Annotated in this window: 18 protein-coding genes; 7 read left to right on the plus strand and 11 right to left on the minus strand. The window is 66.9% G+C overall.

The genetic code is table 11. From position 1 onward, the window contains the following. Window positions 1–284 precede the first annotated feature (284 nt). A complete protein-coding gene (locus HMPREF3121_RS04230; RefSeq protein WP_070520158.1) occupies window positions 285–725 on the plus strand; it encodes a MarR family winged helix-turn-helix transcriptional regulator in 441 nt (146 codons plus the stop codon). A gap of 35 nt (window positions 726–760) precedes the next feature. After that, complete coding sequence (locus tag HMPREF3121_RS04235; RefSeq protein ID WP_210387249.1) at window positions 761–1,960, plus strand: MFS transporter; 1,200 nt, start codon at window positions 761–763, stop codon at window positions 1,958–1,960. 150 nt (window positions 1,961–2,110) lie between these two features. Here HMPREF3121_RS04235 and HMPREF3121_RS12865 read toward each other — a convergent pair whose 3' ends face one another. The 6 genes from HMPREF3121_RS12865 to purS form a co-directional block, all read right to left on the minus strand. Continuing rightward, window positions 2,111–2,326, minus strand: coding sequence for a hypothetical protein (locus tag HMPREF3121_RS12865; RefSeq protein ID WP_246816068.1), 216 nt, complete (start codon window positions 2,324–2,326; stop codon window positions 2,111–2,113). Further along, window positions 2,275–2,964 carry a cytochrome c biogenesis CcdA family protein gene (locus tag HMPREF3121_RS04240; RefSeq protein WP_246816069.1) on the minus strand — a complete coding sequence of 230 codons (690 nt, stop codon included), beginning with the start codon at window positions 2,962–2,964 and terminating at the stop codon, window positions 2,275–2,277. Before HMPREF3121_RS04240 ends, HMPREF3121_RS12865 begins: the two co-directional genes overlap by 52 nt. 3 nt (window positions 2,965–2,967) lie before the next feature. Next, window positions 2,968–3,792, minus strand: a complete 825-nt coding sequence (locus tag HMPREF3121_RS04245) for a DsbA family protein (RefSeq protein ID WP_246816070.1) — start codon at window positions 3,790–3,792, stop codon at window positions 2,968–2,970. Between the two features lie 191 nt (window positions 3,793–3,983). Continuing rightward, a complete protein-coding gene (gene purL, locus HMPREF3121_RS04250) occupies window positions 3,984–6,338 on the minus strand; it encodes a phosphoribosylformylglycinamidine synthase subunit PurL (RefSeq protein WP_070520160.1) in 2,355 nt (784 codons plus the stop codon). Between the two features lie 13 nt (window positions 6,339–6,351). After that, window positions 6,352–7,023, minus strand: coding sequence for a phosphoribosylformylglycinamidine synthase subunit PurQ (purQ, locus tag HMPREF3121_RS04255; protein ID WP_035122788.1), 672 nt, complete (start codon window positions 7,021–7,023; stop codon window positions 6,352–6,354). Then, on the minus strand, window positions 7,020–7,262 hold the full coding sequence (purS, locus tag HMPREF3121_RS04260) for a phosphoribosylformylglycinamidine synthase subunit PurS (protein ID WP_083291265.1): 243 nt from the start codon (window positions 7,260–7,262) through the stop codon (window positions 7,020–7,022). Before purS ends, purQ begins: the two co-directional genes overlap by 4 nt. Before the next feature lie 110 nt (window positions 7,263–7,372). On the opposite strand from purS, the gene HMPREF3121_RS04265 reads away from it, so the two are divergent. After that, the gene (locus HMPREF3121_RS04265) at window positions 7,373–8,149 is read left to right on the plus strand and encodes a CHAP domain-containing protein (protein WP_070520162.1); all 777 of its coding nucleotides are present in this window, start codon (window positions 7,373–7,375) and stop codon (window positions 8,147–8,149) included. Here HMPREF3121_RS04265 and HMPREF3121_RS04270 read toward each other — a convergent pair. From HMPREF3121_RS04270 to HMPREF3121_RS04285, 4 genes are all read right to left on the minus strand, one after another. Then, entirely contained in the window at window positions 8,124–8,636 is a 513-nt protein-coding gene (locus tag HMPREF3121_RS04270; RefSeq protein WP_070520165.1) for a glutathione peroxidase, read from the minus strand. The two genes, HMPREF3121_RS04265 and HMPREF3121_RS04270, sit on opposite strands and share 26 nt — an antisense overlap. Beyond that, window positions 8,633–9,334: a DUF2334 domain-containing protein gene (locus HMPREF3121_RS04275; RefSeq protein WP_070520167.1), complete on the minus strand. Its 702-nt coding sequence runs from the start codon at window positions 9,332–9,334 to the stop codon at window positions 8,633–8,635. The genes HMPREF3121_RS04270 and HMPREF3121_RS04275 overlap by 4 nt, the downstream gene beginning before the upstream one ends. A gap of 92 nt (window positions 9,335–9,426) precedes the next feature. Continuing rightward, on the minus strand, window positions 9,427–11,559 hold the full coding sequence (locus HMPREF3121_RS04280; RefSeq protein WP_246816071.1) for a S9 family peptidase: 2,133 nt from the start codon (window positions 11,557–11,559) through the stop codon (window positions 9,427–9,429). Then, on the minus strand, window positions 11,556–12,449 hold the full coding sequence (locus tag HMPREF3121_RS04285; protein ID WP_070520169.1) for a phosphoribosylaminoimidazolesuccinocarboxamide synthase: 894 nt from the start codon (window positions 12,447–12,449) through the stop codon (window positions 11,556–11,558). Before HMPREF3121_RS04285 ends, HMPREF3121_RS04280 begins: the two co-directional genes overlap by 4 nt. A 220-nt stretch (window positions 12,450–12,669) precedes the next feature. On the opposite strand from HMPREF3121_RS04285, the gene HMPREF3121_RS04290 reads away from it, so the two are divergent. The 3 genes from HMPREF3121_RS04290 to HMPREF3121_RS04300 are packed head-to-tail and all read left to right on the plus strand — an operon-like array spanning window position 12,670 to window position 16,328. Beyond that, window positions 12,670–13,992, plus strand: coding sequence for an acetyl-CoA C-acetyltransferase (locus HMPREF3121_RS04290; protein ID WP_035122797.1), 1,323 nt, complete (start codon window positions 12,670–12,672; stop codon window positions 13,990–13,992). 59 nt (window positions 13,993–14,051) lie between these two features. Further along, on the plus strand, window positions 14,052–15,404 hold the full coding sequence (locus HMPREF3121_RS04295; protein ID WP_070520170.1) for a 3-oxoacyl-ACP reductase: 1,353 nt from the start codon (window positions 14,052–14,054) through the stop codon (window positions 15,402–15,404). Between the two features lie 12 nt (window positions 15,405–15,416). Then, on the plus strand, window positions 15,417–16,328 hold the full coding sequence (locus tag HMPREF3121_RS04300) for a MaoC/PaaZ C-terminal domain-containing protein (protein ID WP_070520172.1): 912 nt from the start codon (window positions 15,417–15,419) through the stop codon (window positions 16,326–16,328). A gap of 277 nt (window positions 16,329–16,605) precedes the next feature. Here the strand turns inward: HMPREF3121_RS04300 and HMPREF3121_RS12120 are convergent, their stop codons facing one another. Continuing rightward, the gene (locus HMPREF3121_RS12120) at window positions 16,606–17,208 is read right to left on the minus strand and encodes a hypothetical protein (protein ID WP_198028696.1); all 603 of its coding nucleotides are present in this window, start codon (window positions 17,206–17,208) and stop codon (window positions 16,606–16,608) included. Between the two features lie 521 nt (window positions 17,209–17,729). Here HMPREF3121_RS12120 and HMPREF3121_RS04305 point away from each other — a divergent pair. Further along, window positions 17,730–18,566: an EamA family transporter gene (locus HMPREF3121_RS04305; RefSeq protein WP_246816072.1), complete on the plus strand. Its 837-nt coding sequence runs from the start codon at window positions 17,730–17,732 to the stop codon at window positions 18,564–18,566. The last annotated feature ends 41 nt before the right edge of the window (window positions 18,567–18,607 follow it).

The following is an 18,607-nucleotide window of genomic DNA, read 5'->3' on the forward strand; positions in this document are numbered from 1 at the left end:
CACCGCGTGCCGCAGCCGCCGAAGCCGTTGGGACCACGCCCCGGAATTCCCTTCTGAGAGAAGCCCTTCCAGCGCATCCAGTCCTGAGGGCAGGCCGTTCGAGGACAACCCGTTCTGGGGCAGCCCTTCCATCGCAGCCAGTTCTGAGGAAAACCCCTCCAGGACATTGCGCTTCAAAGCCAGCCGGCTTCGAGGACATCCCACGCCAATGACAACAGGAAGATGCCACCAGATTCTCGGGCCACCCTCTCGCCACATGCATAGGCGACATATATAGTCGCCCTATGCAAAAAGATGATGCGACCCGACTGGCGAACGATCTCGTCTGGGCAAGCAGCCGATTCGCTCGCGCCGCGTATCAGTCCACGCAGGTCGAACTGTCCTACGTTTCCCTCCGCGCTCTCGCCGCACTCTCCCGCGAGCCGGGGCTTCGCGTCGGCGAACTCGCCCGTCGCGAGGGCATCACGCAGCCGTCGATGAGCCAAGCAATCAAGAAACTCGTCGACGCCAACCTGGTCACCCGCCACCCATCACCATCGGACGCACGCGCCTCCGATCTGATGATCACCGACCATGGCCGCGAAGTTCTCGTGCAGTACCGCGCGGATTCCGCCGCAAACATCCTGCCCATCTTCGACACCTTCACGGACGAAGATCTCGCCGCGCTCACCCGCGCTGCCGAACTCATGCACCACCTGACCGAGGAGCTCGGCCAAAACCGATAGACCCGTACGTCCGCACCACGCAGAGGAGGAAATCCTTGGCATCCGACGCCGATACGCAATCAATGCTCAAGCAACCCATCGCAGTCTGGGCCCTCGCATTCGCCTGCGCGGTCTCGTTCATGGGCATCGGACTCGTGGACCCGATCCTTCCCGCGATCAGCCGCGAACTCGAAGCGTCACCGACCCAGACCATGCTGCTGTTCACCAGCTATCTGCTCATCACCGCGTTGGCGATGTTCTTCAGCGCCGCCATTTCGTCAAAAATCGGCGTGAAAGTCACGCTCTTGACCGGCTTGGCCCTCATCGTGCTCTTCGCCTTCCTCTCCGGAGCCGCGAACTCCGTCGACACGATCATTGGATTCCGGGCCGGCTGGGGCCTGGGAAACGCGCTGTTCATTTCAACTGCCCTCGCCGCAATCGTCGGCGCCGCCGCGGGCAGCGCCGGGCAGGCCATCATCCTTTACGAGGCCGCCATGGGCATCGGCCTCGCCGTCGGCCCGCTCGCAGGCGGACTGCTCGGCTCCATCTCCTGGCGCGCACCCTTCTACGGCACCGCGGTGCTCATGGCCATCGGCTTCCTCGCAATCGCAACGCTGCTGAAGCTCGGGCCGAAAAAGCCGGATCCTGTTGCATTCGACGCGGGCCTCGTCGCACTGAAGGAACCGACGTTGCTCACTTTGGGACTCGTCGCCTTCTTCTACAACTTCGGCTTCTTCACGCTGCTCGCCTACTCCCCCTACCCGATCGACCAGGCCGCCGCCGCGGCAGGCAATAATTTCGGGGCGATCGAACTCGGCTTCGTGTTCTTCGGCTGGGGTCTCTCTCTCGCGATCTCCTCAGTGTTCCTCGCACCGCGGCTCACGCAATCGTTCGGCCTCTTTCCGGTCCTGATCGCCATCTTGAGCGGTTTCGGCATTCTCCTTGCGGCACTCGGATTCGGCGCGGAAAACCTCATCGCCGTCATCGTGCTGGTCATCGTCGCCGGCGTGTTCATCGGCGTCTTCAACACCGTCCTCACCGAGGCCGTGATGGAAGCCACCGACCTCCCCCGCGGCGTCGCGTCCTCCACCTATTCGGGCCTGCGTTTCCTCGGCGGTGCCATCGCCCCCGCGGTCTCCGGCCCCTTGGCAGCCACATTCGGTGCCGGTGTCCCCTATTGGTTTGGCGCAGCATCACTGGTGTTGTCGCTGGGAATCCTGCTCACCGGAAAGCGCCACCTCGGTCGGATCCTGTAACCGCGCATCATCGACGATGCTGTGGCATGCACGTGAGCGGGCACGAGCGTGGGCGGGCATGCGCATGAGAGGGAAGGCGCATGAGCGGGCATGCGCGTGATCGGACATGAGTGTGGGGGCCACAGATGCCGAGGGAGCGAACGTCCGCGCCTACTCTATCGCGTCGTCCGATGCCCGGCGCGCGCCGCGCACCAGGTACACGACCAACCCGACGGCAACGAGGACGAGCACTCCCAATACGACCCACAGATCCGACACGGCGCCCGATACGGTCGTCAGCCATTCCTGCATGGCGAACTGCTGATCCACCGTCGTCACGCCGCCCAACCCCGCGGTGCCGCCGGTGACGATGAACAGAACACCCACCCCACCAACACGACACCCGCGATCAACGACAGGGAATTCGTGTGCACCGGGCCGACCTTCACGCTGCGCGGACGCAACCACGACCTCGAACCCAGATCGAACTTTTCCCACAGCAGAGCCATGAGCAGCAGAGGCGCCGCCATGCCCAACGCGTACACCGCCATCAAAGCCCCACCCTGCACGGGCGAGCCGCCGGCCAAGGCGACGGTCAGAATCGCACCGAGCAGCGGCCCCGAACAAAATCCCGCCAACCCGTACACCGCACCGAGCACCGCGACGTTGAGTACGCCGGTCCCCCGCGCCGTCGCCTCCGCATCAGGGCCGAACCGGCCACCGAACCGAAATCCGCCGCCCAACCCGGTGAACACGCCCAAAGCGATGACCACCACCCCCGCGACCATCGTGACGGTCGAACGGTGCACCGTCAGCAGCGACCCGACCGCACCGACGCCGGCGCCCATCGGCACGAGCACCGTGATCATGCCCAGGTAAAACACGGCAGTGCGCTGCACCAACTTGCCCACGCCGTCGAAGGCGTACGCGAAAAACGACGGCAACAGCAACGCCGAACACGGGCTCAACAGCGACAGCAAACCGCCGAGAAACGCCCCTACGACACCGATCGAGCCGACTCCCACGCGCTACTCCCCGGCCCCGTCGGGCAGCTGAGACTCGATGGCCTCGACGAACGACTCCAACGGCTGAGCACCGACGATCACGCCCTTGCCCACGATGAACGTCGGCGTCGAATTCACCCCGTACAGGGAGCCCTCCTCGGCGTCCTTCGCGATCGCCTCGTCGAAACGATCCGACGTCATGTCCGCGCGGAACTTCTCCAGATCCGGGATGCCCGCCTGCTCGGCGAACTCCATCAGCGCCTGCTCGTTGAGGTCGGCGTGACCGCGCTCGGGGGCCGCCGCCATGACGACCTCATGGAACTCGCGGAACGTGCCCTGCTCCGCGGCGGCACGGCCCGCGCGGGCGGCGAGCATCGATTCCTCGCCGAAGATCGGCATGTCGCGCCACTCGATGCGCACCGTGCCCACCTCCACGTAATCCGCCATCAGAGTCGGCTCGATGTCGCGGGCGAACTTCGCGCAGAACGGGCAGCGCCAGTCTGAATAATTGATCAGCACGACCGGCGCGTCGACGGCTCCCACCGCCATCGGGTCCGCCTCGTCGCGGCGGGCGAGGAAACTCAGGCCCTCACCTTCCGACGCTCCCTCCGCCCCGGACCGGCCGCCGTCGGCAGAATTCGACGTGCCGCCGCCGGCCTCCGTCGCCGAACCAGAGCCCGAACCGGAGCCCGAACCCGAACCAGAGCCTCCCCACACCATGTACCCGCCGACGCCGATGATGAGCAGAATGACCACCACCAGCGCGATCACGGCCGGCACCATCCCGGGTGCGGGCTTCTTCTTCCGGGGTGCGGTGGCCGGGGCGCCGGCCGGGGCGGTGTCGCTCATGGGGTCTCCACTTCCACGTCGGGTCGGGCGTGCATTGCTTTGCGACGGCCACCCGTTCACGGCGACCGCCCGCCAATCGAATACGGCCTACCGTATCCCACGGCCATGGCCGGCGTGGACCGTCCGCCGCCGCGCACGCAAAACCGGCCCTCCCGCCATCGCGGAAGAGCCGGTTTTCGCCGAAAAACGGATTACTCCGCTTCGACCACCGAGTTCGCGCCCGCCGCGTGGGCGAACAGCTTCGGCAGGGTGTCGCGCCAAGCGGACTCCGCCTCGGAGACGGGGATCTCGAAGGAGATGTCGCCGCCGGACACGCGGATGACCTTCTCGTCATCGCCGGTCAGGACGCGGCCGATCTTCGCGAACGGCACGCCCACCTCGGCGGCACGGGCCTCCAGGTCCGCGGCGGCACCGGCCGGCACCGCGACCAAAGCGCGCGAGGCCGACTCCGAGAACAGGGCCACGAACGGGTCGGCGGAAACGTCGTCAAGCGAAACCTCGATGCCGACGCCCGACTGAACCGCGGCCTCGACGATGGCCTGCGACAGGCCACCCTCCGACAGGTCACGGGCGGCGGAGACGAAATGCTCGCCGCGGGACTCGATGGTGCCGTGGAAGAACTCCGTCAGCTTCTCCTCGTTGGCCAGGTCGATCGCCGGCGGCATGCCGCCCAACGCATCGTGGGCGACCTGCTGCCAGATCGAACCACCCAGCTCGTCGAAGGTCTCGCCGAGCAGGTACAGGACCTCATCCTCGACGCCATCCTGGGCGAGGCGGTTGCCGATGACCTTCTCCACGTCCTCGACGATGCCCAGCACCGCGATGACCGGGGTCGGCAGAATCGGCTCGTCGCCGGTCTGGTTGTAGAACGACACGTTGCCGCCGGTGACCGGAACGTTGAGCTCCGCCGCACCATCGGCCAGACCGCGGACGGCCTCGGCGAACTGCCACATCGCGTCCGGGTTCTCCGGGGAACCGAAGTTCAGGCAGTTGGACACCGCATACGGCATCGCGCCGGTGACCGACACGTTGCGGTGCGCCTCCGCCAACGCCAGACGGGTGCCCGTGCGCGGATCGAGCTTGGTGTAGCGGCCCGACGCGTCGGTGGACACCGCCACGCCGCGACCGGTCTCCTCGTTGACGCGCAGCACGCCGGCGTCGGCATCCTTCGCCGCGACGGTGTTGCCGCGGACGTACCGGTCGTACTGCTCGGTGATGTGCGCACGCGAGCACAGCGCCGGCGACGCCGCCAGATCCAGCACGGTCGCGCGCAGCTCATCGGACGAGGCCGGGCGGGCCAGATCCGGGGTCTGCTGCAGCGCATCCTGCCACTCGGGACGGGCGTACGGACGGTGGTAGGTCGGGCCCTCGTCGGCGATGGTCTTCGGCGGGGCGTCGACGACGACCTTGCCGTCGTGGGTGACCACCAGGTTCTCGCCGTCGGTGACCACGCCGATGTCGGACGCGATGACGTCCCACTTCGCGCAGATGGCCATGAACTCGTCCATGTCCTCCGGCTTCACCACGGCGCACATGCGCTCCTGGGACTCCGACGACAGGATCTCCGCGGCGGTCATGTTCTCGGCACGCAGGTGCACGTTGTCCAGGTTGATTTCCATGCCGCCGTCGCCGGCGGCCGCCAGCTCGGACACCGCGCAGGACAGGCCCGCGCCGCCGAGGTCCTGGATGCCGACGACGACGCCGGCCTTGTACAGGTCGAGGCAGCACTCGATGAGCACCTTCTCGGCGAACGGGTCGCCCACCTGGACGGCCGGCAGCTTGCGCTCCGCGCCCTCCTCGAAGGTGTCCGACGCCAGCACCGACACGCCGCCGATGCCGTCGAGACCCGTGCGGGAACCGAAGAGCACCACGCGGTTGCCCGTGCCCGACGCGAACGCCAGGTGGAGGTCCTCCACCGGCAGCACGCCGACGCACAGGGCGTTGACCAGGGGGTTGCCGGCGTAGGACTCGTCGAACACGGTCTCGCCGCCGATGTTCGGCAGGCCCAGGCAGTTGCCGTAGCCGCCGACGCCGGCGACGACGCCCGGCAGCACTCGCTGCGTGTCCGGGGCATCGGCGGGGCCGAAGCGCAGCTGGTCCATCACGGCGACCGGGCGGGCGCCCATGGCCATGATGTCGCGGACGATGCCGCCGACGCCGGTGGCCGCACCCTGGTACGGCTCGACGTACGACGGGTGGTTGTGGGACTCCACCTTGAAGGTGACGGCCCAGCCGTCGCCGATGTCGACGACGCCGGCGTTTTCGCCGATGCCCGCCAGCATCTTCTCCTTCATGGCGTCCGTGGTGGTCTCGCCGAAGTAGCGCAGGTGCACCTTCGACGACTTGTAGGAGCAGTGCTCCGACCACATCACGGAGTACATGGCCAGCTCGGCGTCGGTGGGGCGGCGGCCGAGGATCTCGCGGATGCGGGCGTACTCGTCCTCCTTCAGGCCCAGCTCGGCCCAGGGCTGGGCGAGGTCCGGGGTGGCGGCGGCGTTGTCGACGGTGTCGTCGTGGACGTTGGCGTGCGGGGTGTTGTCGGTCATGTCGGTCCTCCCTTTACGCGCCGATGGTGGAAACGGCGGACAGGAACAGCTCGAGACCGTCGAGCGACGGGCCGGTCAACGCCTCGACGGCGTGCTCCGGGTGCGGCATGAGGCCCACGACGCGGCCGTCGGCGCTGCACACGCCGGCGATGTCGTTGATGGAGCCGTTGGGGTTTTCGACGTAGCGGAACACCACGCGGCCCTCCTCCTCCAGCTCGCGGATGGTCTCCGGGGCGGCCTGGAATCGGCCCTCGCCGTGCTTCGACGGGATGAGGATCTCCTGGCCGGCGGACAGCTTCGACGTCCACGCGGTGTCGGTGTTCTCGACCTTGAGGTGCAGGTCGCGGCACACGAAGTGCAGGCCCTCGTTGCGGGTCAACGCGCCCGGCAGCAGGCCGGCTTCGGTGAGGATCTGGAAGCCGTTGCAGATGCCCAGCACCGGCATGCCCTTGCCCGCGGCGTCGATGACGGACCGCATGACGGGGGCCAGCGCCGAGATGGCGCCGCTGCGCAGGTAGTCGCCGTAGGAGAAGCCGCCGGGCACGACGACGGCGTCGACGCCCTTCAGGTCGGCGTCGGCGTGCCACAGGTCGACCGACTCGGCGCCGGCCAGCCGGACGGCGCGGGCGGCGTCGACGTCATCGAGGGTGCCGGGGAAGGTGATGACGCCGATCTTGGCGGTCACTTGCCCTCCTCGCGGACGACCTCGAAGTCCTCGATGACCGTGTTCGCCAGCAGGGTTTCCGCCAGGCGGTTGAGGTCCTCGTCGGTGACGGAGTCGTCGACCTCGAGCTCGAATCGCTTGCCCTGGCGAACGTCCGAGATTCCGGAGACGCCGATGCGTCCCAGGGCCCGGTGGACGGCCTGGCCCTGCGGGTCGAGGATCTCCGCCTTGGGCATCACATTGACAACTACACGCGCCACGTAAGTGCTCCTGTTGTTCGGTGGGAAGCCCCGCCTGGTCGCGGGACGCATTTCCGGGGTCAACTCTACTAGGCGGGGGCGGCGACCATTGCCGTCGCTATCCTGAGCCCATGACCGACGCCGACCGTTCCCGCCGTTTCCGGCTCGCCCCCTGGCCGATTCTGCTGTTGTCCTTCGTTTTCGTCTTCGGCGCGGCGATGTCGGCGTGGGGGCCGGTCAACGTGTTGGCGTGGCGCGGGGGCGAGTTCCCGGACGTCGATCCCGAGCGGCCGACGTACCAGCAGCGGATCGCGGAGATCGGGCGGGAGCAGTACGGGGAGCAGCCCGACGGTGCGCGGTATTTCTCGCGGGGCGATGAGGCGGCGGTGCTTGACGACGGCTCATCGGCTCCGGAGGGGCGGTGGGATGCGGCTTTCGTGTCGTGGGTGCTCGACGAGGCCGGTCTGCCGGTGCGCCCCGAGACGGCGGGTGACGTCGATGCGTGGTTGATCGACGACCCGCTGGAGTTGGCCGGGGTGATGGCGGATCGGGGCGCGTACATCGACGCCGACGACGACCCGGAGTTCTCCCCGCAGATCGGCGACCTGATCTTCTACGACTACCCCGGCCCGTTCGGCCATCACGTCAACATCGTCGTGGCGGTGTCCGGCGACGTGGTCACCGTCGGCGGCGACGAACTCGGCCGCGTCGGGTTGGCCCGCATGAACCTGCGCAACCGCAGCGGAATCATGGGCTGGGGCGCGACCGGACGGTTGGAGGACCCGATCGCACCGGAACCGTCGGCGGCCCTGGGCGACGCGAACGACGCGAACGACGGCGAGTACGGGGAGGCGGACCCGGAGTTCGCGTCCGATCCGACGGCTACACCGGCAGATGCTCCTCGATGAGGTCGATGATCGCGTCGTCGTCGGGTTCGGTGCGGGGGCGGAATCGGCCGACGATCTCGCCGGAGTCGTCGACGACGAACTTCTCGAAGTTCCACGCCACGTCGCCCGCCTCGCCGTCGGCGTCCGCGAACTGCGTCAGTCGCCGGTACAGCGGGTGGGCGTCGTCGCCGTTGACGTCGATCTTTGCGAACATGGGGAACTCCACCCCGTAGGTGGACCGGCAGAACTGCTCGATCTGCTCCTCCGTGCCGGGTTCCTGGCCGCCGAACTGGTTGCACGGGAAGCCGAGGACGAAGAAGCCGCGCATGGCGAACTCGTCCTGCAGCTCCTGCAGTGCCTCGTACTGCGGCGTCAGGCCGCATTCGCTGGCGACGTTGACGATGAGCAGGACGTGGCCCGCCCACTCCGCCAACGTGGTGTCGCGCCCGTCGATGGTGGTGACGGGAATGTCGTACAGGGAACCGGTGGTCTGCGTGCCGTCGCTCATGCCGCCCATCGTAGGGGCACCGCGCCGTAGCCCGCCGGGGCGACGCCCGCGGACATGGCCAGGTCGAGGAGGCGGAGAATGTCGCGGCGGACCTTCTCGTCGCGCAGACGGCCGGCGGACACGGAGATGCGGATCGGTCGGCCGTCGGCGATGGCGCGGTTGACGGAATTGCGCATCGCCCGACGCCACCAGCCGGCCGCGCCGAAGCCTTCTCCCACCGCCAGCACGCGGGTGGGGTCGGTGGCCCCGGTGACCAGGTCGTGGACGCCGTGCAAATCGGCGGCGATGCGGAAACCGAGGTCCGGCAGCACCTCCAGCGTGCCCGGCGACATCAGCCAGCGCGGCGGGGCGAACATGTCGGTGTCCAGGCTCAGGGCCCGCATCTGGCGCGTCGCCGCGGTCAACCGCAGACGGGCCTCGTGGGCGTCGAGCGCCGCGAACTCCCCGCGACGGCCCCGGTCGGACTGGTCGTAGCCGGCGAGCAGGATCTCGGCGCCCTCGTCCCGCCGACGCTGCACCCAATCCAGCACCGCCGGCGAATCGCGCAGGGACCAATCGACGCCCAAATGCGGCGCGACCAGCAGCGACGGGGAAATGCCCCGGTACTCCAGGGCGGCGGTGAAACGTGCGGCGTCGAGCAGCCGGTCATCCCGGATGCCCGACACCGACACCACGAGGGCGGGCGAGACGGCGGTCATGAGCCAAGGAAAACATCACCGGATGAATTTTCGGTGACGGCCAGTGGACGCCCACTCAAACGGCGGGCTAATCCCTGGCCCGTTCCTCCCGGTCAGGCCGCCCCGGCCGCCCGCAGCAGCCACGCGTACTGGAACGCGGTCTCGCGCCACTTGGCGTAGCGGCCGGACACGCCGCCGTGGCCCGCGCTCATCTCGGTCTTCAGCAGGAACGGCCCCGATCCCTCGACGCCGCCGGCGACCTCGCGCAGCTTCGCGATCCACTTCGCCGGCTCCACGTACAGCACGCGAGTGTCGTTGAGACTGGTCACCGCCAGAATCGGCGGGTACTTCTTCGCTTCGACGTTTTCGTACGGGGCGTACGACGCCATGTAGTCGTAGACCTCCTCCTCATGGAAGGGGTCTCCCCACTCGTCCCACTCCACCACCGTCAACGGCAGCTCGGGCATGAGCATCGACGTCAGCGGGTCGACGAAGGGCACGACCGCCTCGATGCCGGCGAACCGATCGCCCGCCATGTTCGCCACCGCGCCCATGAGCATGCCGCCGGCCGAACCACCGTCGGCGACCATGCGGTCCCGGGCGGTGATGCCGGCGTCGAGCAGGTCATCGGCGACGTCGATGAAGTCGGTGAACGTGTTCTTCTTGGTCAACCCGCGGCCCTGCTCCCACCAGGCCCGGCCCATCTCGCCGCCGCCGCGGACGTGCGCGATGGCGAAAATCATGCCGCGATCCAGCAGCGACAATCGCGCCACGGAGAAACCCGGGTCGATGGGCGCCTCATACGACCCGTAGCCGTACAGCAGCAGCGGATTCGGCACCGACGTGTCCAAGTCGGCGCGGCGCACCAGCGACACCGGCACCCTCGCACCGTCGCGGGCGGTGACCCACCGGCGCTCCGCCACGTAATCCGACGGCTCGTACCCGCCGCGCACGGGCTGACGCTTGAGCATCTCCCGCGCCCCGGTGGCCACGTCGAGCTGCCACACCTCCGTCGGCATGGTGAACGACCCGTAGGAAAAACGCAGCACCGGCGCCCCCCACTCCGGATTACCCGCCGACGCCGCCGTGTAGAGCTCCTCCGGGAACTCGAGCTCGGAGAAAACCGGATCGGCGTCGTCAAGCGAAGAACCGTCGAGCACCGACAGGGCGAGCCTGCCGATGCCGCCGGACCGGTACGCCACGACGAGGTGGCCGGCGAAGCAATCGACGCCCTCGACGCGCACGTCGTCGCGGTGCGCGATGAGCTCGCGGAGATCATCCACCGACTCGAAGGAACCGACCGGCACCGCGCCGAGGGCGAAATTCGGGCCCGTCATGTTGTGCGTGACCAGCCACACGTCCTGGCCGCCGATGACCGCATGATCCACGTCGTACTCGACGCCCCGCTCGCGCGGACGCACGCACGTCGGCTCCGCCGTCGGATCCGCGCACTCCAGGTACCAGGTCTCCGACGTGATCTTGGAGCCCGCCTCGAAGATCAGGTACTTCTCGCTGCGCGTCGTGCCGACGCCCACCCAGTAGGCCTCGTCCGGCTCGTGGAAGACGCGCACGTCCTCCGATGCGGGCGTGCCGACGGCATGCCGCCACACCGAATCCGGCCGCCACGCCTCGTCGAGCCGCTGATAGAACAGGTGACCCGAACCGACCCACGTGGCGCCCGCGGCGATGTCGGGGATGACGTCGTCGTACAGCTCGCCGGTGCGCAGATCCTTGATGCGCAGCGTGTACCGCTCGTCGCCGACGACGTCCGTGGAATAGGCCAGCAGATTGCCGTCGACCGTGACCGACGCGGCGCCCAGCGAGAAGAAATCATGGCCCTCGGCCAGCTCGTTGAGATCGAGCAGGATCTCCTCCCCCGGCACCGGCTCGCCCGGCGCGGCGTCCGGAATGGTCGGAGGGGTCCAGTCGTCGCCGTCGGCGCGCATGCGGCACGACAGCCCGTAGGACTTCCCCTCCAGGGTGCGCGAGTAGTACCACCAGTCGCCCGAACGCACCGGCACCGACATGTCGGTCTCCTGCACCCGGGACTTGATCTCGCCGAAAATCGACTCCGTCAGGTCGCCGAGATCCGCCGTCATCGCGTCGGTGTGCGCGTTTTCCGCATTGAGGTGCGCGATGACCTCCGGGTCCGACTTGTCGCGCAACCACTCGTAGTCGTCGGCGAACTCCCGCCCGTGATGGGCGCGGACGTGAGGGCGGCGGGCGGCGACGGGGGCTTCGGTCACGCGGGGTCGCCGATCCAGTCGGAGAAGCGGCGGCCGGAGATGCGCTCGTACGCCTCGATGTAGCGCTCGCGGGTGGCCTCGACGACGCCACCGGGCAGCGGCGGCGGGGGCGTGCCGGCGTTCTTGTCCCAGCCGGACTTCGCCGACGTCAGCCAATTGCGCACGTACTGCTTGTCGAACGACGGATTGACCTGCCCCTCCACGTAGGAGTCCGCCGGCCAGTAGCGGGAGGAGTCCGGGGTGAGCACCTCATCGGCCAGGACCAGCCCGCCGTCGGCGTCGAGGCCGAACTCGAACTTCGTGTCCGCCAGGATGATGCCGCGCTCCAGGGCCAGCTCGGCGGCGCGGGAGTAGATGGACAGGGTGGCGTCGCGCAGCTCGTTGGCGCGGTCCTCGCCCAGCGACTCCACGACGCGGGAGAACGGGACGTTTTCGTCGTGGTCGCCGATCTCGGCCTTCGTCGCCGGGGTGAAGATCGGCTCGGGCAGCTTCGACCCCTCGGTCAGTCCCTCGGGCAGCTCGATGCCGCAGACGGTGCCGGACTCGCGGTACTCGACCAGGCCGGAGCCGGTCAGGTACCCGCGGGCGACGCACTCGAACGGCAGCATCTCCAGCTTCCGGCACACCAACGCGCGGCCCAGCACCTCGGCCGGGATGCGCTCGTCGTCGGCGGCGCCGGCGAGGTGGTTGGGGAAGTCGAGTTCGTCGAAGAAGAAGACGCTCATCGCGGTGAGCACCCGGCCCTTGTCGGGGATGGGCGTGTCCAGGATGTGGTCGTACGCGGAGATCCGGTCGGAGACGACCATGAGCAGGGTGTCGTCGTCGACTTCGTAGATCTCGCGCACCTTGCCCGCCGTCAGGTGGCTGTACGCGGAAAGTTCGGGTCGCATGGGGATAGAGCATAGACCCCGGCCGACCGGTCTTCCCCGCGATGCCCCGATCGGGAGGGAGGCCCGGGCGGAGAGTTCGGCGGTAGGCCCCGGGGTCGACCGGAGGGGAGCCTCGAATCGGGGGGATTTCGCCAAGGAGGTGACATGGCCCGCAATACGGGATAATGTCTACATTTAGTTACTCAGATCACACATAGCGATCAAGGAAGGGACCAGTCACATGACGACCCAGCCCACCCAGAACACCCCGCGCCGCGCCGTCATCGTCGGCGGCAACCGCATCCCGTTCGCGCGTTCCAACAAGGAATACAGCAACGCGTCGAACCAGGACATGCTCACCGCCGCCATCGACGGCCTCGTCGCCCGTTACGGCCTGTCCGGCGAGCGCCTCGGTTCCGTCGCCGCCGGCGCCGTGCTCAAGCACTCCCGCGACTTCAACCTCGCCCGCGAGTGTGTCCTGGGCTCCGCCCTGGACCCGGCCACCCCTGCCTACGACATTCAGCAGGCCTGCGCCACCGGCATGGAGGCCCTGTCCTCCATCTCCAACAAGATCAAGCTCGGCCAGATCGACGCCGGCATCGCCGGCGGCGTGGACACCACCTCCGACGCCCCGATCGCCGTCAACGACCGCCTGCGCAGGATCCTGCTGGAGGCCAGCCGCCAGAAGTCCACCCTGGACATGGCGAAGGTCTTCCTGAAGGTCCGCCCGGCCGACCTGGCTCCGGACACCCCGTCGACCGGCGAGCCGCGCACCGGCCTGTCGATGGGCGAGCACCAAGCCATCACCACCGCCGAGTGGGGCGTCACCCGCGCCGAGCAGGACGAGCTGGCCGCCAAGTCGCACCAGAACCTGGCCCGCGCCTACGACGAAGGCTTCTTCGATGACCTGATCACTCCGTACAAGGGCGTCACCCGCGACACCAACCTGCGCGCCGACTCCACCACGGAGAAGCTGGCCAAGCTGAAGCCGGTCTTCGGCCGCGGCCTGGAGGCCGAGCCGACCATGACCGCCGGCAACTCCACCCCGCTGACCGACGGCGCCTCCGCCGTGCTCATCTCCTCCGAGGAGTGGGCCGCCGAGCGCGGTCTGCCGGTGCTGGCCGACGTCGTCGACGTCGAGTCCGCCGCCGTCGACTTCGTCCACGGTGACGAGGGCCTGCTCATGGCCCCGGTCTACGCCACCCCGCGCCTGCTCGCCCGCCAGGGCCTGACCTTCGACGACATCGACTTCTTCGAGATCCACGAGGCCTTCGCCGGCACCGTGTGCTCGACGATGAAGGCCTGGGAGGACGAGGACTACTGCCGCGAGAAGCTCGGCCTCGACGGTGCCCTGGGCTCCGTGCCGCGCGAGAAGCTCAACGTCAACGGTTCCTCGCTGGCCTGCGGCCACCCCTTCGCCGCCACCGGCGGCCGCATCACCGCTTCGCTGGCGAAGATGCTGCGCGCCAAGGCCGACGAGACCGGCAAGGTCGCCCGCGGCCTGATCTCCGTCTGCGCCGCAGGCGGCCAGGGCGTCGTCGCCATCCTCGAGGCCCGTCCGTAACTGACGCGTACCGCACCCCACATCAAGTCACGCGCTGAACACATTTAGGAGCATCTGACATGGCAGACAAGTACCAGGAACTGGTCAACGGCGGCCCGCTCACGGGCGTCGCCAAGTCCCTCGGCCTTCCCCAGCCCCCGCACCTGCGCCGCCACAAGCCCGGCGAGCCGCTGCTGAAGAACGACAAGGTCCTCGTGACCGGTTCCGGCGCCGACGCCGACGCCGTCGCCAAGCAGCTGGCCGACTGGGACCTCAACGTCCGCCGCGACCAGGCCGGCGACGACAAGGTCGGCGCCATCGTGGTCGTGGTCACCGAGGCCAAGCGCCCGAAGGAGCTGCAGGGCCCGGTCCTCGCCGCCGCGAAGCACCTGCGCAAGCTGGACAAGGGCGGCCGTTTCATCGTGATCTCCCGCGCCAAGGCGGAGCACGGCACCGACATCGACGTCGCGCTCAACGCAACCCGCGGCGGCGTCGAGGGCCTGGTCCGTTCGATGGGCCACGAGGTTCGCGGCGGCTCCACCGCCAACGGCATCCTCGTCCACGACGGCGTCGACGTCACCGCCCCGTCGGTGGTCGCGTCGCTGCACTTCTTCCTTTCGGGTCGTTCGGCGTTCGTCGACGGCCAGTTCCTCACCGTGTCCTCCTCCGCCGGCGAAATCCCTGCTGATTGGGACAAGCCGCTGGTCGGCAAGGTCGCGGCGATCACCGGTGCGGCCCGCGGCATCGGCGCGGCCATCGCCCGCCAGATGAAGGCCGACGGCGCGGACGTCATCGTCATCGACGTGCCCCCGGCCGGCGACGCGCTGTCGAAGGTCGCCAACGAGCTGGGCGGCCTGGCCCTGCAGCTCGACATCACCTCCGACGACGCCGGCAACCGCATCGCCGACGCCGCGAAGCAGCGTTTCGGCAAGCTGGACATCGTGGTGCATAACGCGGGCATCACCCGCGACAAGATGCTGGCGAACATGGACGAGGCCAAGTGGGGTTCGGTCATCGCCGTCAACATCGAGGCGCAGCTGACGATGAACGAGCAGCTGCTGGCGCACGAGGCGTTCCAGAAGTCGCCGCGCATCGCCACGATGGCGTCGACGTCGGGCATCGCGGGCAACCGCGGCCAGACGAACTACGCCACGTCGAAGGCCGGCGTGATCGCGATGGTGGAGGCCACCGCCGACCGCGTGGCCAAGCTCGGCGGCAACATCAACGCCGTCGCCCCGGGCTTCATCGAGACCGACATGACCGCGGCGATTCCGTTCGTCAACCGTCAGGTCGCGCGTCGCGTGAACTCGCTGCAGCAGGGTGGTCAGCCGGGTGACGTCGCGCAGGCGATTTCGTTCCTGGTCTCCGACCGTGCGCTGGGCGTCAACGGCGAGGTTCTGCGCGTGTGCGGTCAGAACATCGTGGGCCAGTAAGGGGGCGCGGGCATGACTGAAGCCAAGATCCTGTCCGAGGTTCCGTCGCTGGTTCCGCTGTACGCGAAGGCGGCGACGGGCGGCGCGCGTTCGAATCGGACGTCGAAGCTGAAGACCCCGGCTCTGGCGGTCAAGGGCGTGAAGGTGTCGGCGTCGCGCGACGAGGACTTCCGTCGCGTCGCCGGTGCCCCGCCGGTCGATCATGTTGCCAATTCGGCGTTCTTCGGCCACGTGCATGCGTTGATCATGCCGTTGCAGATGGAGTTGATGGCGGCCGATGATTTCCCGCTGCCGATGATGGGTCTGATCCACACGTCGAACACGTACCGCCAGCTCAAGCCGGTTCCGGTGGGTGCGGACGTCGACGTGGAGGTCCGTGTGGCGGGTTTCCGCGCGCACCGTTCGGGCACGGAGGTCGTGCACGAGGCGACCGTGTCGCGTGACGGCGAGGTGCTGGTCGAGGAGACCTCGGTGTACCTGGCCAAGGGCAAGAAGCTTGACGACCTCGAGCCTCTCGACGATTCGGCCGGCCAGTCCAAGCGGCCGCAGTTCAAGGTGCCGCGTCCGACGGCGCAGTGGCGCATTCCGGGTTCGATCGGTCGCACGTGGGCGAAGGTGTCCGGCGACTGGAACCCGATTCACGTCACGGGCCTGACGGCGAAGGCGCTGGGCATGCCGGGCGTCGTGGCGCACGGCATGTACACCGCGTCGCGCGCGTTGGCGGAGTCCGATGTGCCGGGCGGCGCCCCGTTCGAGTTCCACATCGACTTCGGCGCCCCGGTGATCGTTCCGGCGACGGTGATGGTCGCCATCACCCGCGCCGGCGAGGTCGTCGACGGCGAGGGCCGCGGCGGCACCGACATCGTGGCGTGGGACCGCAAGAAGCGGCGCCCGCACTTCACGGGCCACGTCCGCGACGTGTAGTTCGCAGACCAGCTCAATTCCGAGCACGCGAAGAGGGGCACCCGGTTTTCCGGGTGCCCCTCACTTTTGCCCCTTTACGGCGGCTCCCCCGCTACTCCTTTTCGACGTCCAGTCAACTCACGCTCCCGGTCATGCTTTCGTGCAGACTGCAGAAAACTCCCAAGCCCCTAATCCCGGGTCGCGGGTGACATTCATCGAAAACTCTCAAGAAGCACCGATGTGAGCAGACGAAAGTTGAGGCACTATGCAGCCTCCGCCCAGCATGAGCTTTGATTTGCTATTGATGCTTTGAAATAAAATCCAAAACATTTTTCCAACCATCTTCCTCCGCCCCATAACCCCAAAGCTTTTCCGAAATATCCTCCAATTTTCCTATTTCAGTCTTATATTTTCTGCTTACTATTTTTCTATCGTCCATGCTAATGCAATTTAATTTTTCATCTTCAACTTTAAATCTAGGATTACTCAACACGTTTATTACATCGTAGTGAGTTTTTTCGTCCATTTCCTTGTCAAAGTTAAGAAACTCAACCCCTACATTTCCAAAATATTCATTTAGCCAGACGGCAGTATTGTCGAATTGATTCTTTAGTTCTGTCAATCCTAATTCATTCAATGCCCCTGCTACATACGGCAATATGGCATAGCCTTCTGCAAAAACATAATCCCATCCATCAGATTTCCAACCCCCTATCAGATTTACAATTATATGAAACGTGAAAGTTTCATCGCCAACTTCTTTTTTGATTTCCCCCAATGAACCAATCTTCCAAATATCATCCGAAATCTTTGCAAATTTTGATTCATTATCCAAATCATTATAATTCTTCAGCAGTGTTGTTAAATGATTCATAGTCATAAACCCCCATTCCCATTCCATTATCTGCCACGTATCTTTATACGTATCAGCAAGGTGCTTAGCGCCGCCGTTTTCGAGAAAACAGAGACATTCCGAGGCAGCAGTATCGACGGCTCTTCACGATCAATCCTACCGCTTCTGGTCGCGATCGCACTCACAAAGTCCACGTTCGCGAGCATGTCTTGCTCATCTGGACGCAGTAACTGCCGCGTTAGAGTGAACCACAGAAGACCTCCTGTGTGGCTGGGTTGGATTAGGGCAATTCCCATTCCACATTGGAGGTCTTCGTCATGTGGTCGGATCGCATAGATTCGACCAACGTCTCCGGTCAGCACAGCTAGCCCCAGCTTCGACAGATGTGCCCGGATCGTCCTCGCTGGAAGCAGGGCCATCGGCCCTGTACACAAAGCACTAACATCGCAGCGGTGTCGCGCGAAAACAACCACACCGGAATCGCCCCGCGGATCACCGGGCGGCCGCCCCGGCGGGTTCCCCGGCAGGGGCCGTTACTGCGGAGCGTCAACCGGTTTCTGACTCTGCCGGTGGCCCCGGTCGTTCTGGTTCTCATCGGTTCCATCGGAACCCAGGCCGCGGCGGTGCTGGTGACGGACATGCTGTCCACGGTCGGTGCCCCGGGTATTTCGGGACTGCGCATGGCCGCCGCGGCCATCATCATGGTGGTGTTGTTCCGCCCGAAGCTGTCCGGGATGACGCGCGCCCGGGTGATCAACATCGTGGTCTACGGCATCGCGATGGGCATGATGAGCATGATGGTCTACGCGGCCATCGCCCGCCTCCCCCAGGGCGTCGCCGTGACCATCGACTTCCTCGGGCCCTGCGTCGTGTCTTTCCTGGGGCTGACGATGTGGCGTTCGCGCCTGTGGGCCGTCGTCGCGTTCATCGGCGTCGCCCTGATCGCGCAGCCCTCCAACGATTTGGACATCATCGGCATCGGATACGCCGCGGTCGGCGCGATCTTCTTCGGCGCCTACACGCTTTTCGCCGCCCGGATGGGAGGCGCCGAGGGCGGCGGCATGCCGGACCTGGCGCTGTCCGTGGTCGTCGCCGCGCTGATCCTCACGCCGTTTTCCGTCCCCGCCGCACCGTTCGTCGACGGTTCGATGTGGGTCACCATCATCATCTCCGGTTTCATCGGCGCCGTCGTCCCCTACGTGGTCGACACCATCGCCGCCGGCATCACGTCGGCGGCGATCGTCGGCACCCTCTTCGCATTGGACCCGGTCATCGGCGCCCTCCTGGGGTGGACGTTCTCCGGTGACCGGCTGACGGGGTCCATGGCGGCCGGCATCGTTCTGGTGGCGGTGGCCGGCGCGGTCATCACCTGGCGCGGGGCACGGGAGTCGCGGGAGTTGCGGTAATCGGCGGTTAACCGGCTCATCCGGATCTGGAGTGCGTAATT

The sequence above is a fragment of the Corynebacterium sp. HMSC11E11 genome (assembly GCF_001807025.1).
GTDB lineage: Bacteria > Actinomycetota > Actinomycetes > Mycobacteriales > Mycobacteriaceae > Corynebacterium > Corynebacterium freneyi.

Excerpts from the sequence above, each read along its gene's own strand:
- HMPREF3121_RS04230 (WP_070520158.1), top strand. The coding sequence starts at position 285 with ATGCAAAAAGATGATGCGACCCGACTGGCGAACGATCTCGTCTGGGCA.
- HMPREF3121_RS04245 (WP_246816070.1), bottom strand. The coding sequence starts at position 3,792 with ATGAGCGACACCGCCCCGGCCGGCGCCCCGGCCACCGCACCCCGGAAG.
- purL (WP_070520160.1), bottom strand. The coding sequence starts at position 6,338 with ATGACCGACAACACCCCGCACGCCAACGTCCACGACGACACCGTCGAC.
- HMPREF3121_RS04265 (WP_070520162.1), top strand. The coding sequence starts at position 7,373 with ATGACCGACGCCGACCGTTCCCGCCGTTTCCGGCTCGCCCCCTGGCCG.
- HMPREF3121_RS04270 (WP_070520165.1), bottom strand. The coding sequence starts at position 8,636 with ATGAGCGACGGCACGCAGACCACCGGTTCCCTGTACGACATTCCCGTC.
- HMPREF3121_RS04275 (WP_070520167.1), bottom strand. The coding sequence starts at position 9,334 with ATGACCGCCGTCTCGCCCGCCCTCGTGGTGTCGGTGTCGGGCATCCGG.
- HMPREF3121_RS04285 (WP_070520169.1), bottom strand. The coding sequence starts at position 12,449 with ATGCGACCCGAACTTTCCGCGTACAGCCACCTGACGGCGGGCAAGGTG.
- HMPREF3121_RS04290 (WP_035122797.1), top strand. The coding sequence starts at position 12,670 with ATGACGACCCAGCCCACCCAGAACACCCCGCGCCGCGCCGTCATCGTC.
- HMPREF3121_RS04295 (WP_070520170.1), top strand. The coding sequence starts at position 14,052 with ATGGCAGACAAGTACCAGGAACTGGTCAACGGCGGCCCGCTCACGGGC.
- HMPREF3121_RS04300 (WP_070520172.1), top strand. The coding sequence starts at position 15,417 with ATGACTGAAGCCAAGATCCTGTCCGAGGTTCCGTCGCTGGTTCCGCTG.
- HMPREF3121_RS12120 (WP_198028696.1), bottom strand. The coding sequence starts at position 17,208 with ATGGAATGGGAATGGGGGTTTATGACTATGAATCATTTAACAACACTG.